The sequence below is a fragment of the Sphingomonas sp. STIS6.2 genome, from assembly GCF_000732685.2.
In the GTDB taxonomy this organism is placed as follows: Bacteria; Pseudomonadota; Alphaproteobacteria; order Sphingomonadales; family Sphingomonadaceae; genus Sphingomonas; species Sphingomonas aerolata.
The window spans coordinates 445,053-459,310 of record NZ_JPDP02000041.1 but is presented as its reverse complement, the minus strand read 5'-3'; the positions used below and the strand labels follow the sequence as shown (position 1 = coordinate 459,310).

12 protein-coding genes and 1 tRNA gene are annotated in these 14,258 nt (G+C 66.4%); 3 read left to right on the top strand and 10 right to left on the bottom strand.

Features of this window, described 5'->3' with window-relative positions:
* Window positions 1-64: 64 nt before the first annotated feature.
* The 3 genes from fusA to rpsL all read right to left on the bottom strand — a co-directional run bounded on the left by fusA (window position 65) and on the right by rpsL (window position 3,203).
* Window positions 65-2,161, bottom strand: coding sequence for an elongation factor G (fusA, locus tag sphst_RS08350; RefSeq protein ID WP_031393768.1), 2,097 nt, complete (start codon window positions 2,159-2,161; stop codon window positions 65-67).
* 123 nt (window positions 2,162-2,284) lie between these two features.
* Window positions 2,285-2,755: a 30S ribosomal protein S7 gene (gene rpsG, locus sphst_RS08345; protein ID WP_031393769.1), complete on the bottom strand. Its 471-nt coding sequence runs from the start codon at window positions 2,753-2,755 to the stop codon at window positions 2,285-2,287.
* A 76-nt stretch (window positions 2,756-2,831) separates the two neighbouring features.
* On the bottom strand, window positions 2,832-3,203 hold the full coding sequence (rpsL, locus tag sphst_RS08340; protein ID WP_010164594.1) for a 30S ribosomal protein S12: 372 nt from the start codon (window positions 3,201-3,203) through the stop codon (window positions 2,832-2,834).
* A 315-nt stretch (window positions 3,204-3,518) separates the two neighbouring features.
* On the opposite strand from rpsL, the gene sphst_RS08335 reads away from it, so the two are divergent.
* The 3 genes from sphst_RS08335 (at window position 3,519) to nusG (ending at window position 4,978) form a co-directional block, all read left to right on the top strand.
* Window positions 3,519-3,595 (top strand) — tRNA-Trp (locus tag sphst_RS08335).
* A 639-nt stretch (window positions 3,596-4,234) separates the two neighbouring features.
* Entirely contained in the window at window positions 4,235-4,432 is a 198-nt protein-coding gene (gene secE / locus sphst_RS08330) for a preprotein translocase subunit SecE (protein ID WP_031393770.1), read from the top strand.
* Window positions 4,433-4,441: 9 nt separating this feature from the next.
* Window positions 4,442-4,978: a transcription termination/antitermination protein NusG gene (gene nusG / locus sphst_RS08325; RefSeq protein WP_031393771.1), complete on the top strand. Its 537-nt coding sequence runs from the start codon at window positions 4,442-4,444 to the stop codon at window positions 4,976-4,978.
* A gap of 68 nt (window positions 4,979-5,046) precedes the next feature.
* On the opposite strand, the gene sphst_RS08320 is transcribed toward nusG, so the two are convergent.
* The 7 genes from sphst_RS08320 to sphst_RS08290 all read right to left on the bottom strand — a co-directional run bounded on the left by sphst_RS08320 (window position 5,047) and on the right by sphst_RS08290 (window position 14,248).
* Complete coding sequence (locus sphst_RS08320) at window positions 5,047-5,973, bottom strand: glycosyltransferase family 2 protein (RefSeq protein ID WP_107045395.1); 927 nt, start codon at window positions 5,971-5,973, stop codon at window positions 5,047-5,049.
* The gene (locus sphst_RS08315) at window positions 5,970-6,878 is read right to left on the bottom strand and encodes a polysaccharide pyruvyl transferase family protein (protein ID WP_234387512.1); all 909 of its coding nucleotides are present in this window, start codon (window positions 6,876-6,878) and stop codon (window positions 5,970-5,972) included. Before sphst_RS08315 ends, sphst_RS08320 begins: the two co-directional genes overlap by 4 nt.
* On the bottom strand, window positions 6,875-7,948 hold the full coding sequence (locus sphst_RS08310) for a glycosyltransferase (protein WP_056406236.1): 1,074 nt from the start codon (window positions 7,946-7,948) through the stop codon (window positions 6,875-6,877). Before sphst_RS08310 ends, sphst_RS08315 begins: the two co-directional genes overlap by 4 nt.
* Window positions 7,945-8,865: a glycosyltransferase family 2 protein gene (locus sphst_RS08305; RefSeq protein WP_056406235.1), complete on the bottom strand. Its 921-nt coding sequence runs from the start codon at window positions 8,863-8,865 to the stop codon at window positions 7,945-7,947. The genes sphst_RS08310 and sphst_RS08305 overlap by 4 nt, the downstream gene beginning before the upstream one ends.
* 63 nt (window positions 8,866-8,928) lie before the next feature.
* Window positions 8,929-10,041 (bottom strand): glycosyltransferase, encoded by a 1,113-nt coding sequence (locus sphst_RS08300; protein ID WP_056406234.1) that lies wholly within the window; start codon window positions 10,039-10,041, stop codon window positions 8,929-8,931.
* Window positions 10,038-12,032, bottom strand: coding sequence for an HAD family hydrolase (locus sphst_RS08295; RefSeq protein WP_234387523.1), 1,995 nt, complete (start codon window positions 12,030-12,032; stop codon window positions 10,038-10,040). The genes sphst_RS08300 and sphst_RS08295 overlap by 4 nt, the downstream gene beginning before the upstream one ends.
* Window positions 12,033-12,214: 182 nt before the next feature.
* On the bottom strand, window positions 12,215-14,248 hold the full coding sequence (locus tag sphst_RS08290; protein ID WP_031393591.1) for an alpha/beta fold hydrolase: 2,034 nt from the start codon (window positions 14,246-14,248) through the stop codon (window positions 12,215-12,217).
* Between the last annotated feature and the right edge of the window lie 10 nt (window positions 14,249-14,258).

Here is a 14,258-nt window from a genome sequence, read left to right as displayed (position 1 = left end):
ACCGCGCGAACGCGGCCCCATAGCGGCTGTTAAAGCCTGACGCTAGCCCTACCCCCTTAAAGGGTTAGGCCAGTTTCGCCTTCACCTCGTCAGCGACGTTCTGCGGCACTTCATCATAATGCGAGAACTGCATCGAGTATTGCGCGCGGCCCTGCGTGAACGAGCGGAGCGAGTTCACATAGCCGAACATGTTGGCCAGCGGCACCATCGCCTCGACCGTCTGCGCGTTGCCGCGGCTGTCGGTGCCCTGGATCTGACCCCGACGGCTGTTCATGTCGCCGATGACGTCGCCCAGATAGTCCTCCGGGGTAACGACCTCAACCTTCATGACCGGCTCGAGCAGCGTGATGCCCGACTTCTGCGCCACTTCGCGCATTGCGCCACGGGCACAGATTTCGAACGCCAGAGCCGACGAGTCGACGTCGTGATACGCGCCGTCATACAGCACGATCTCGAAATCGATGATCGGGAAGCCGACCAGCGAACCCGACGCGGCGGTCTCGCGGAAGCCCTTCTCGATCGCGGGCAGATATTCCTTCGGAATGTTGCCGCCCTTGATCTCGTCCTTGAACGTGATGCCCGAACCGCGCTCGCCCGGCGTGACCTTGACCTTCACGCGACCGAATTGGCCGGTGCCGCCCGACTGCTTCTTGTGCGTGTAGTCGACGTCGACCGGCTTCTTCAGATATTCGCGATACGCGACCTGAGGAGCACCGACATTGGCCTCGACCTTGAACTCACGCTTCATGCGGTCGACCAGGATCTCGAGATGGAGCTCGCCCATGCCCTTGATGATGGTCTGGCCCGACTCGGGGTCCGACGACACGCGGAACGACGGATCCTCGCGTGCGAGACGATTGAGCGCGACGCCCATCTTCTCCTGATCGGCCTTGGTCTTCGGCTCCACCGACAGCTCGATCACGGGCTCGGGGAATTCCATCCGCTCGAGGATGATCGGTGCGTTCATCGCGCAGAGCGTGTCGCCCGTGGTCGTGTCCTTGAGGCCTGCGAGAGCGACGATGTCGCCCGCGAACGCTTCCTGGATGTCCTCACGGCTGTTCGCATGCATGAGCAACATGCGGCCGACCTTTTCCTTCTTGTCCTTGACCGAGTTGGTGACCTGCGATGCGGTCTCCAGCTTGCCCGAATAGATGCGGGCGAAGGTCAGCGTGCCGACGAACGGATCGTTCATGATCTTGAACGCCAGTGCCGAGAACGGAACCTCGTCCGACGAAGGACGCTCGTCCGGCGTCACGCCGTCGAGCTTCAGACCCTGAATCGCGGGAACGTCGAGCGGCGACGGCAGATAGTCGACCACGGCGTCGAGCAGGGGCTGGACGCCCTTGTTCTTGAACGCCGAACCGCAGACCACGGGGACGAACGCCATGCTGAGCGTACCCTTGCGGATCAGCTTCTTGAGGTCGGCGACGCTGGGCTCGTTACCCTCAAGATAGGCTTCCATCAGAGCATCGTCCTGCTCGACAGCCATCTCGATCAGGTCGCTGCGATACTTCGCGGCCTTGTCGGCCATGTCCGCCGGGATGTCCTGATATTCGAACTTCGCGCCCAGGCTCTCTTCGAGCCAGATGATCGCGCGGTTCTCGACGAGGTCGACCAGGCCCTTGAAGCCGCCTTCCATGCCGATCGGCAGGTACAGGACCGCCGGGCGCGCACCGAGACGCTCGATGATCGAGTCGACGCAGAAGTAGAAGTCGGCACCGGTGCGGTCGAGCTTGTTGACGAAGCACATGCGCGGCACGCCGTACTTGTCGGCCTGACGCCACACGGTCTCGGACTGTGGCTCGACGCCAGCAACGCCGTCGAAGCACGCGACCGCGCCGTCGAGGACGCGCAGTGAACGCTCGACTTCGATCGTGAAATCGACGTGGCCCGGGGTGTCGATGATGTTGATAAGGTGCTCTTCGCCCTTACCTTCCTCGGCGCGCCACTTGCAGGTGGTTGCAGCCGACGTGATCGTGATCCCGCGCTCCTGCTCCTGCTCCATCCAGTCCATCGTCGCGGTGCCTTCATGCACTTCGCCGATCTTGTAGGACTTGCCGGTGTAATAGAGGATGCGCTCGGTCGTCGTCGTCTTGCCGGCGTCGATGTGCGCCATGATGCCGATGTTGCGGTAACGGTCGAGCGGATGGCTGCGGGCCATGATCGTGCTTCCTTAAGGATATGGGGAGCCGAACGTGCCGGCTCCCCAATATATAGGTGTTTGCGTTACGGGCGAAAGGCCGCCCGTGACACGGTTACCAATGCTAGGCTTCGAAGCCCGCTGTTACCAGCGGTAGTGCGAGAATGCACGGTTGGCTTCTGCCATCCGGTGCGTGTCTTCGCGCTTCTTGACCGCGTTGCCGCGGTTGTTCGCCGCGTCCATCAGCTCGCCCGACAGCCGTGCGGCCATCGTGTTCTCGCTGCGCGAACGTGCCGCACCGATCAGCCAGCGGATCGCCAGCGCCTGTGCACGCTCGGGACGCACTTCGACGGGAACCTGGTAGGTTGCACCACCGACGCGACGCGAACGGACTTCGATGCCCGGCTTCACGTTGTTCAGCGCATCGTGGAAAACGCCGATCGGGTCGCGCTTGGCGCGGCTCTCGACGGTTTCGAATGCACCGTACACGATCAGCTCTGCGACGGACTTCTTGCCGTCCAGCATGACGCTGTTCATGAACTTCGACAGAACCTCATCCCCGAACTTGGGATCAGGCAGGATGACCCGCTTTTCGGGACGACGACGACGTGCCATTTTATATTCCTTCTAAACTTCAGCCTGTGTGATCAAACATACCAGTGCCGACTTGCGTCGGTTGGCATTGATCGGCTTACTTCGGACGCTTGGCGCCGTACTTGGAACGCGACTGACGCCGGTCCTTCACACCCTGTGTATCGAGCACGCCGCGCAGGACGTGATAGCGAACACCGGGAAGATCGCGGACACGACCGCCACGGATCAGGACAACCGAATGCTCCTGAAGATTGTGGCCCTCGCCCGGGATGTAGCTGATGACTTCGCGCTGGTTGGTCAGGCGAACCTTGGCCACCTTGCGCAGAGCCGAGTTCGGCTTCTTCGGGGTCGTCGTGTAGACGCGGGTGCAAACGCCGCGCTTCTGCGGGTTGGCTTCCATCGCAGGGACCTTCGACTTGGCCTTCTGCGGATCGCGGCCCTTGCGGACCAGCTGGTTGATCGTCGGCATTGAAGCCTTCACCTTTCAAATGGTTACTTTGCTGGAGCCATTGAGGCGCCTGAGAATACAAAAAGGACCCTAGGAAGCGCAAAACGCTCCTCAGGCCCTGGAATGCATCCAGCAATGTTCAAGCATGCCCAGCGGGAAAGACTCCCGAAGAACAGGGCGCGCCTATAGGTCAGGAGTCAGCCGCGGTCAACACGGGGATCACCCCACCCTGCCCCGAACCCGACGCCGGATTGGTTGCACGTTTCACAATCGTGCATCGGGCATGAACAGGTGCTTGCCCTGCCGCGGACATGGCGCTAGAGCCCGCCACCGCACAGGAGTGTAGCTCAGTTGGTTAGAGCGTCGGTCTCCAAAACCGAAGGCCCTCGGTTCGAATCCGAGCACTCCTGCCAGATCTTCCCACATCGCCGATCGACAGCTGCCGTGACCCATTGGTCAGCGGCCCACGTACTGCGCCTGTCACGATTGCATAAAACGCATTTCATAATGCAATTTGCGCAGTTGTGGTATTCGCTGCTGCGATGCACAAAGACTGTGCCTTTCAGGCATCCTCTCCTAAAACTTTTACGGCCGGTCTTTGACCGGCCTTTTTTTTGGTCTGCGCGCTGATATACCGATGACGGTCCGTCACGCCGGCAAACATAACAGAAACGCAGGAGAGGCGCCGCCGGCAAGACCGGCACCGGTTGACGGCCGGCGGGGGAGAGGGCGCAAACGCCCGCCCCCGCGCCTTCCGGTCCCGCCTCCCACGCATCCCCTTATGCTTTCAATCATGCGCGAAAGGCTGGTGCAGCGCGCCTCATGCGCTGCCGAGTCGGATCATGACGGGGCCGCCCGGCGAGCGCTGCCGCCCCACCCCTTGCGTTCCGTCGGCGCGGAAGCTATCTGCGCCGCCATCCGACAGCGAGACGGACGCATGCCCGACCCCTTTGACGGGGCCCTATTGACGGGGCGACCCTTCACAGGGAGCGGGTTATGGGTCTATGCCTCGCTTCTTTTCATGTCTCCATCAGGCGGGTTCGAACAGCACCGTGGCTAAAACGTCCCCACTCGAATTCATCCGGCAGGTCCGCACCGAAACCTCGAAGGTTACGTGGCCGACGCGTCGCGAGACGATCATGACCGGGGTGATGGTCGTCATCATGACGACGATCCTCGCGCTCTTCTTCTTCGGCGTCGACTCGATCCTTCAGGCGATCGTCACCGCCCTTCTGAAACTCGCTCAATAAGGTCCGCACATGGCGCGCTGGTACATCATTCACGCCTATTCGGGCTTCGAGGGCAAGGTCCGCGACTCGATCATGGCAGAGGCGACCCGCATGGGTCTCGAGCAGCTCGTCGAGCAGATCGAAGTCCCCACCGAGACGATCACCGAGGCCCGTCGCGGCAAGAAGATCGCGGTCGAGCGTAAGTTCATGCCGGGCTATGTTCTCGCCAAGCTGAACATGAATGACGACGTCTATCACCTCGTCAAGAACACCCCCAAGGTGACCGGCTTCCTCGGCAGCATGGGCAAGCCGCAGGCGATCAGCGAGGCGGAAGCCACGCGGATGCTCAACAGCAAGGAAGAGGCCGCGGCCGCTCCCAAGCAGAAGGTCAAGGTCGACTACGAGATCGGCGATCAGGTCAAGGTTCTCGACGGTCCGTTCGCGAGCTTCAACGGTCTGGTCGAGGAACTCGATTTCGACCGCAGCCGCGTCAAGGTGTCGGTGTCGATCTTCGGTCGCGCCACCCCGGTCGAGCTCGAGTTCGAGCAGGTCGAGCGCTCGAAGTAATCACCGCCTGAGTCTGCGGGCTCAGTCGATACGAATGATGAGGGGCCTGATGCTGCGACGCCGCGGCATCAGGCCTTTTCGTGTGCGTTTGAGAGCCGTACCCGCGCCGTAAGCCCGTGCCCGGCATAAGCGAGAAAGCCGCGCAGCATGTGGCGCAGGCGGAAACTGTGGAAGCGCCGGATATAGGGAAAGGGCCGCGTCCCCGCGCGGATCTCGCCGAGCGCATCGCCAAGGTCGCGGCGGATCGCCCCCAGGATTCGCCGGTCGGTCAGGATATGCTTGGCGTAGAGCGCGCCGTCGCCATAGCCATAGCCCGCGAGCAGCGCGATCACCTGATCGGGCCGGCAGCGCCCATGATGATGCTCGACGGCGAAATACGGGTCATAGGCGACGACCACCCCGGCCGCGATCGCGCGGAACAGGAAATCGGTATCCTCCGCCGCCACGAACCGCGCGCCCGCGCCGAACCGGGTGTCGAACCGGCCCGTCCGCACGATGACGTCGCGCGTGAAGGCAAGGTTCGCGCCCATCACGAACCCGCCGGGAAACGCCCCCGGCACCGGCTCCATCGGATGATCCTCGAGCTTCAGCGTCACCGGCAGGTCTGCGGCATCGCCCGGCAGGATCCGCCCGCCGACGATCGTCGGCGTCGCGACCCCCGCGAACCGGCGGACGAGCGCGAGCAGATAGTCCGGCTTGAGCACGCAATCGTCGTCGGTCATCGCGACGATCCGCCCGCGGACATGCGCCAGCCCCACATTTCGCGCCCGCGCCAGCCCCGCGCGCGGCTCGGCCAGCAGCATCACGGGAAACGCCTGCTCCGCCTGCCAGGCTGCCAGACGCGCCGCAGTATCGTCGCTCGACCCGTTGTCGACGACGACCATCTCGACCGCCACATCCCCCGCAACGCCGACCGCGCGCGTCACCGAGTCGAGCGTGCGCGACAGCGACGCCCCACGGTCGCGCGTGCAGATCAGCACACTGACGTCGATCATTCGCGCAGCAGCAGCGGCGACGGCGCGGTCCAGGCGGCAATATAGGCGGACAGCTTGCCATAATCATTGTCGAGCGCGACGTGCGGGATGCCCAGCAGCAGCGCGAGAATATGCGCGTGCAGCCGGTCGGTGACGATCTGCCGCCCGCGCGACAGGAGCGTCAGCCCGCGCGCGACCCGCGCACCAGCCAGCCGCTCATAGTGCGCAGCACGCGGCACCCCCGCCTCCCAAGCCGGCAGCATGCCATCCTCGAGCCAGTCGAGCACCACCGCCCCCTCCGGCACCGGCCCGCGATCCCCCGCCACGCGCTCGTCATCGGTCCGCATCAGCATCAGCAGGTCGCAATCCGCCGGCCCACGCGACTGCGCCCCCAGCGCGAACGCGGAATCGGGCGCCAGCGCGACCGGGCAGGACAGAGGCCGCGCAAGGTCGAGGCTCTGCGCATCGCGGACATAAAGGTGGAAATCGGGGTGCGCGGCGACGCAGGCGGCGAAGCGGTCGAGCCCCTCGCCAGCGCGGAAATGGATCGACTGGGGCAGCTGGACGATCGTCCGGTCGCGAAACTCCGCCAGCATTGCCTCGCGAAACCGCTGATGATGCGGCCAGATATCCCCCAGATTGCCGCCGCCGTGCAGGAACACGACCCCCGCCGGGCTGTCGCGGCGAAACGCGTCCGCGTCGAACGCGTCCCAGGTACAGACATGATCGGGATCGCGCCCGGTGATCGCGCGGAGCATGGCGATCTCGCCCAGCCAGATCGCGCTGTCGCCGACATTGGCGTGATCGGGAAAGTCGAGCAGCGCATAGCGGTCGCCGTGCCCGACATGCTGCCGGTACAGCGCCGCCAGCGCCTCCTGCTGCGCCGCGATGACGTCATCGCCCCGTATCCGTGCAGACACAGTCACGCGACCATCTCCGCCTTGGCCGCGCATACCTCCGCATACAGTGCCTCGCACCGGTCGAGCCAGCGGTCGCGCGTGAACAGCCGTTCGACCCGCGCACGCGGTACATCGCGCGGGATCGCCATCGCCGCAGGGATCGCCGCCGCCAGCCCCTCGACGTCGCCCGGCGCTGCAAGGCACCCCGCCTCGCCCACGACCTCGCGCGCCGCGCCCATGTCAAACGCGGCGACTGGCAGGCCGCACGCCATCGCCTCCGCCGCAACCAGCCCGAACGGCTCGTCCCAGCACGGCGTGAACAGGAACACCGACGCCTGCCCGAGCGCCGACGCCAGCGCCGCGCCGTCCAGATGTCCGCCATACCGAACGTCGGATCCCAGATGCGGCGCGACCTCGGCCGTCCAATAGTCCGGATCTTCGATCTGCCCGTACAGCGTGATCGCTACGCCCGCGCGCCGTGCCGCCTGCACCGCCAGATGCGGCCCCTTGTTCGGCGTCATCCGTCCCGACCAGATCGCGCTGCCGTCCCCTGCGGGCGAGAACCCCCACGCCGCGGGGTCGATGCCGTTGTGCAGCACCGATGCCTCGGCGGGCGCACCGTCGGGCCACCAGGCGCGCAACTGTGATTGCGACGTAACCGTCAGCCGGTGCGTCGGTGACGGGCTCGCCTTCACGAACCAGTGCAGCGCGTCATAGGGCGGCACGTGGAGCGAGGTGACGGTCGGCACGATCGCGGTCCGCTGCAGCTCGATCGGAAAGCGGCTCAGGCTGTTGTTGTGTACCACGTCGAACCCGCCCGCCGCGATCCTCTCGCACGCCGCGATATAGCCTTGGTCGACATGCGCGATCAGCGGTGCCGACCCGCGATGCTCGGCCCAGGGAAACACCCGCTCATAATGCTGGGGCAGCACCGGATCGATCGCGAAGCGCGGGTCGCTGTCGCCGCTGGCGAACAGCACGACGTCGTGCCCGCGTGCCTGCAGCCCTTCCGCCAGATACCAGCTGTGCGATTCCATCCCGCCCATGAACGGCTGCGCGATCCGCTGGCGGACGTGCGAGAGCAAGGCGATCCTCACGCCGCCGCGGCACTCGCGGCGACACGCTCTTCCAGCAGCCGGATGACGCTTGCGGTATTGGCATAGGGCTGGTGGCTCTGCTGCCCGGTCAGCGCGAGATCCGCGTCATCGGGGCGGCGCAGCACGCGGATCGGCTGGCCGGGCCGATCGTCGATCAGCCCCATCAGCCGGAATGCGTGCAGCCAGTGCCCCATCGTCCGATAGCCCCAGCGCGCCTCGAACAGCTCGGCATTGCGGATCACGCTGTCGAGATGATGGACCGGCGGCATGTGATGCGGATGATATTGATGATGCGCCAGCCCGCCCTTGATCCACGCGATCGGCACGCCTGCGGTGTCGAGCACCTTGCCGAAATCGGTATCCTCGCCGCCATAGCCGTTATAGCCCTCGTGGAATCCGCCGACCGCGAGGAAGGTCGCGCGCCGCATCGCGAAGTTGAGCGACCAGAAACAGCGATAGTCGTTGCACGCCTCGATCCCCTCCGCAGGCGGGCCGCGCCGGTCCGAATGCCGCACCGCGACTGCCGCGAAATCCTCGCTGCGCCAGTCCCCCTTCGTCGCGCCGCCCGGCAGGTACATCACCTCGCCCATCAGCAACCCGTCATAGGTGGCCAGATGCCCGGCATAGTCCGCCACCAGGCCCGGCGCGGGGATGCAGTCCATGTCGAGGAAGATCAGCCCCTCCCCCGTCGCGGTCCGCGCCGCCAGGTTGCGCGCCGCGGCCAGCGGCAACGCCTCGCCCGCGATCATCAGCTGTCGGACCGGAAAATCCGTCTCGGGCAGGACATAGGGCTCGTCCTGCATCACCGCGACGATCAGTTCGCGCGGCGGGGTCGTCTGTCGCGTGAGCCCCAAAACCAGATTGTAGAGATGCTCGGCCCGCCCCTTGGCCAGCGTGACGATCGAGATAGCGGACATGGGCAGGGCTCCAATGGGATCTGGGAACAGGACGGAACAGGGTAACGACGGGGGCAGAACGGATCAGGCCGGGTGCGGTGCCGTGCCCCAGAGCCTTGCCGCCAGCGCTTCGAGCCAGCGCGCGGCATCGTCGGCGGGGGCCTCGGCGATCATCGCGCGCTGCCGCTCGGGGCGGTGCTGCGCATAGGCGGCGTCGATCGCCTGCGTCCACGCGTCCGCCGACGACGGCAGATGCGGCCGGATGCACGCCACCCCCGCCGCGCCCAGCGCGTCGGCCTTGCGGTGCTGCTCGTCGAAATAGCGCCACTCGGGTACCGCGATCCACGGCCGCGCCGCCGCCAGGATCTGCTGGCAGGTCGTGTTGCCCGTCGACGCGATCACCAGATCCGCCGCCGCGACATAGTCCGCCGCATTCTCCACCCAGCCGCGATGTTCGATATTGGCGGGCTCGGTCGCATGCCAGTCGCGCACGACCGGCCCGATCGTGATCCAGCGCGCGGCAGGCCGGCTGCGCGCGCCGACGCCCAGTGGCGCCTGCCCGAACCCGCTGCCGCCGCCGCCGGCCATGACGAGGATCATCTCCTCGCGCTCGCCGATCCCCAGCCGCTCCCGCGCCGCGCTCCGGTCGGGGCCCTGCGTATCGACCCCCAGCCCTCCGGCGAAACAGGTCTTTTCGACCATCGCCGCGTCCCAGTCGGGCTGGGCGAGATCGCGGTGGAACGCGGCGAGCAGCCCGGCGGCGCCGTCATAGGCCGCGCGGTGCCCGGCATCGCCGCGGTCGCCATGCTGCAGCACCTTGACGTGCGGCACGCTGCAGATCCGCGCCAGCTGCGCGATCTCCGCAGACACGTCGCAGATCATCAGCGCGGGGTCCGCTTGCGCGAACCAGTCGGCGATCGTCGCCATCGCGCTTCGGATCCCCGGCCAGCCGAGCGGTGCGCAGTGCAGCGTCGCGGGCGTCGCGACCCAGTCCATCGCCACTTCCTGCCCGGTCGGCTCGAACAGCGACGGGATCGTTACGATCCGCGCCTGTGCCGGCAGCGCGGGGAAGATGTCGTCGCGCGCGCAGAAGATCGTCACGGGACGCGACGGCGGCAGCGCCTGCAGGATCGCGGCACAGCGTTCCGCATGTCCGCGACCCTGATGGTGGACGAAATAGCCGAACGGACGCGTCATGCCGCGACTTGCACGGCCGGCGTGGTCAATCCGAGCCGCGCCAGCCCCTCGACCACCCCGGCGGCATGGTTGCGCGTGGCGCGATGCAGCCCGGGACGCGCAGCAAGTGTCGCCAGTTCATCACTCGCATTGGCAACAACAATCGCGAACCCGCACGCGTCGAGCATGTCGAGGTCATTGCCGCTGTCGCCCGCTGCGATGCAGTCGTCGAGCGTCAATCCCAACCCGGCCGCATAGGCCGCGATCGCCGCCGCCTTGCCACCACCGGGGGACAGCACGTCGATCAGCCGGCCGTGCGAGAACACGACCCGCGCTGCAAGCCCCGCCTGCGCCAGAGCCGTGCGGATCGCTGCGACGTCGGCGGCGTCGCCAAAGAAGCTGAGCTTGTGCGCGCCCTCGGTAACGACCGGCTGAGCGCAGATGCCGAGCGGGGCAATCGCCGCACGTACCGCCGCCCGGTCCCAGTCCTTATCGAGCGCGTCAGTGAACGCTGCGCAGGACTGCCACCCGCCTTGCGCCGCCGGACGGAGGATCCGCGTCCCGACATCGACAATGAACGCGTCCGGCTCGGGCAAATGCCACTGCGCCAGCACCGCGCGCGCCTCGGCGAAGCTGCGCCCCGTCGCGACCACGAACGGCAGGCTGCTGCCATGCCGCCAACGTGCGAAAGCCGCTGCACCATCGACCGACCCGGTCAGCGTGTTGTCGATGTCGCATGCCAGCAGAGCAGGCTGGCGCCGCAACGCCGCGTAGATGTCGATCGCTGCATCGGCATAGCGCCGCCAGTCATATGCCGCACTTCCGACACGTGCCGCCTGGCTCAACCGCGCGTGAAGCCCCGCATCCCCGATCACCGCACGACACGCCGCCGCAATTCCCGGCTCGTCGCGCGGATCGACCAGCAAGCCGTGACCGATCTGCGCGACGATCTCCGCTGGCCCTCCGTTGCGGGTCGCAACGACCGGAACGCCGGCCGCTGCCGCTTCGATCAGGGTCAGCCCGAACGGCTCGTGCAGCGCCGGGTTGACGAACACGCCGCCTGCCGCCGCTCGCCGGTACAACGCGGTGACGTCCGCCGCATCGTGCCGCGGCGGCAAGGCAAAGCGCCCACGCAGCGCAGGACTAGCGGCAAGCGCCTGCAGTTCGCCCAGCACCGCCCGTTCCTCACTTGACGACTGGCCCCCATGTTGCCCGGCGAGGATCACCAGATTCGCACGTTCGTGCAGAACCGGATCCGCCGCGAACGCGCGGACAAAGGCCGCGAGGTTCTTCTTCGCCACCGGTCGCGCGATCGCCAGCAGGATCGGGAGATCCGGCCGATCGAGCCAGTCTTCCAAGCTGTCGACCAGCGTCACCGTGCCTCCTGTATCGGGACGGCGGGGTACGCCTGGCGGGACGCAGTGGATCCGGCCCGCGACCTCGACGCCATAGGCCGGGACCTGCCGTTCGGCCTCGTCCCGCGTCGATACGATCAGCGCGTCTGCCGCAGCGATCGCGGTGGTTTCCGCCGCAATCCGCGTGTCGAGTTCGGCTCCGCCAAGGCCCTGCCGCCGCTTGTCGATCGCCAGCGCATGCGGCGTGTACACGAACGGAATGCCGAACCGGCGGCGTGCCTCGATCGCGACCGCTGCGGCATCGGCGAAATGCGCATGGATGACGTTGGGCATGACCGCCTGTCCGGCGATGTGACGGCAAAACGCCTCGGTGAATGCGGGCAGGTCGGCGGCGAGCGCCTCCTTTTCGAGATAGCGGTCGTCGCCACTATCGACCCGGTCGATCGTCAATTTGTCGGTGACGCGCTCCGATCGCTGGCCATGCACGGATGGCAGATCCGCAGACCGGAACAAACGGGTAACGATCGAGACCCGGTCCACACCGGGAAGCTCTGCCTGAACCAATGCTGCGTCGACCACATAGGCAAGATGCCCCCCGGAGTCGGCCGTAATGCCGAAGTCAATGGGCGGCGCTTTCAGGCAGCCCCCGAGGGCCAAATGCAGAATGAACAAGGCGACCCCGTATCGTTAGTATGGCGAAACGACACGCCACGACATTCGATCCCGGGGTGCGCGGTTATCGCGTTGCGCTATGTTAACCCTGTTGCAATCTGACGTTTTCTGCCGCTGCCGGGCAGAGCCGCCCCGGCATGTCTGCATGCCCGGGGCGCCCGTTCATGTCACCGCGCGGGGTCGAACGCGAACAGCGCGGTCGGCAGCGAGGCCGGCGCGCCCGGCTTGAACCAGTTGGTGTCCTGGATATGGCTCGCCGTCACATAGATCCGGCCGTCCGGCCCTTCCGAAAACGTGTCGGGCCAGCGCAGCCGCTTGTCGGTCAGCACCGGCTCGACATGATCGCCGACCAGCCGCGTGATGCTGTCGTCGGTGGGCGACGTGATGTACAGCACCCCCGCCTTGCTCATCCACAAACCGTCCGCGACATGCGTCTCGGCGATGGTCTTCACCCCCGCCGCCTGCTGCGCTGCGCTCACGCCCTCGCGGAGCAGCCCGGTATCGATCGCGTACAGCGTCTTGCCGGTGAGTGCCTGGTAATACAGCGTTTTGCCATCGTTTGAGATCGCGATCCCGTCCGCGGAGAAGGCCGGCTGGCGGCCATCGGGGCGGACCAGCGGCTTGCCGTCGGTCATGACCGTCACGCTCTTGTCGATCTGCGTCGAGCCATGCCCGTCGAGTGCGCGCATCCCCTTGCCGCTCTCCAGGTCGATTACGATGATCGCGCCGCGCGTGCCAGAATCGGTGATATAGCCGGTCTTGCCGTCGGGCGAGAAGCGGATGTCGTTGAGGTACGTACCCTGCAGCGCAACATCGGGCGCGACGTTGATCACCTTGGTCACGCGGTTCGTCGCCAGGTCGATCCTGACCAGCTTCGGTGCTCCCTCGAGCGGCTTTTCGTTACCGGGCGCGCCGGGATCGAGCACCCACAGATTGCCGTGGCCATCGGGCACGATCGACTGGACGCAGACGAAATAGTCGCCGACCGGCAATTCGTTCGCGCGCGCGTTGCGCCAGCTGTTCCACGTATCGTCGGGATAGGCCTTGAGCTTTCCGTCCGGCAGCACCTCGGCGACAGAGATCGGCGCATCGTCGGTCCAGCGCGGGAAGTTGACGAACCGTCGTCCGTCTGCGGTCACCGCGACGCCGGTCACCTGGTGGTCGAACGTCGCCACCTGAGTCAGCGGGCTCGCCGCGGTCTTGGCCTGTGCGACGCCGGCCGCGGTTGCGGCGGCGGCGAGTGCGAACAGCGCGGCGCCTGCGAGAAGGGGTTTGAACTTGGACATGTCTTGGCTCCGGTAAATCGTGTCGGACAAGGTGGCGGGATCGCCGGTGAACAGCGTGACGAGCAGGTCGGCGACCGCCTCGGGCCGCTCACGCTGTGGAAAATGGCCGACGCCCGGCAAGGTGACGAACGCGAAGGGTCCCGAGAATTTCTCCGGTACCGCGGTGGTCGCGCTTGGCGGGTTCACCCCGTCCTCCGCACCCTGAATGTACAGCGCGGGCAGCGACAGCGTCTCGCTCGCCTTTACCGCTTCCTCAAGCCAGACGCTCGCGGGATCGGGCGCCGCTTCGTCCCAGCGCGCGCGATAGCTGTGCAGCGTGACGTCGACCCAGTCCGGATTCCCGAACGCGCGCGCCACTCGCGCAAAGGTCGCCTCGTCGAACCAGCCCGGCGGCGACCAGTTGGTCCAGTGGACATGCGCGAACCCCCTGGGGTCATCGCGCACCGCCTGCGCGCCGCGCGCGGTGGCCATGAACCAGTGATACCATTGCCGCTGCGTCTGTTCGAACGGCGGCGTCGGCATGCCGCCCAGTCGCGGCGGCGTCGCGAGCATCGCGATCCGCTGCACCCGCTCGGGCCATCCCACCGCCAGCGCCTCGGCGATGTTCGAGCCCCAGTCATGCCCCGCGACCATGAACCGCGAGATCCCCAGCCCGTCCATCAGCGCAATCGCGTCCATCGCCAGGACCGCGCTGTTGCCGGTGCGCGGCGTATCGCCTTCGAGGAACCGCGTTTCGCCGAACCCGCGCAGGCTCGGCACGATCGTCCGCAGCCCCGCGGCATGAAGCGCGGGCAGGACGTCGTCCCAGGTCGAGGAATCATCCGGCCAGCCGTGCAGCAACAACACCGCATCGCCCTCGCGCGGGCCCGTATCGGTATAGGCGATTGCCAGCGTCGGCGTGGTCATCACGGGCATCTCAATGCTC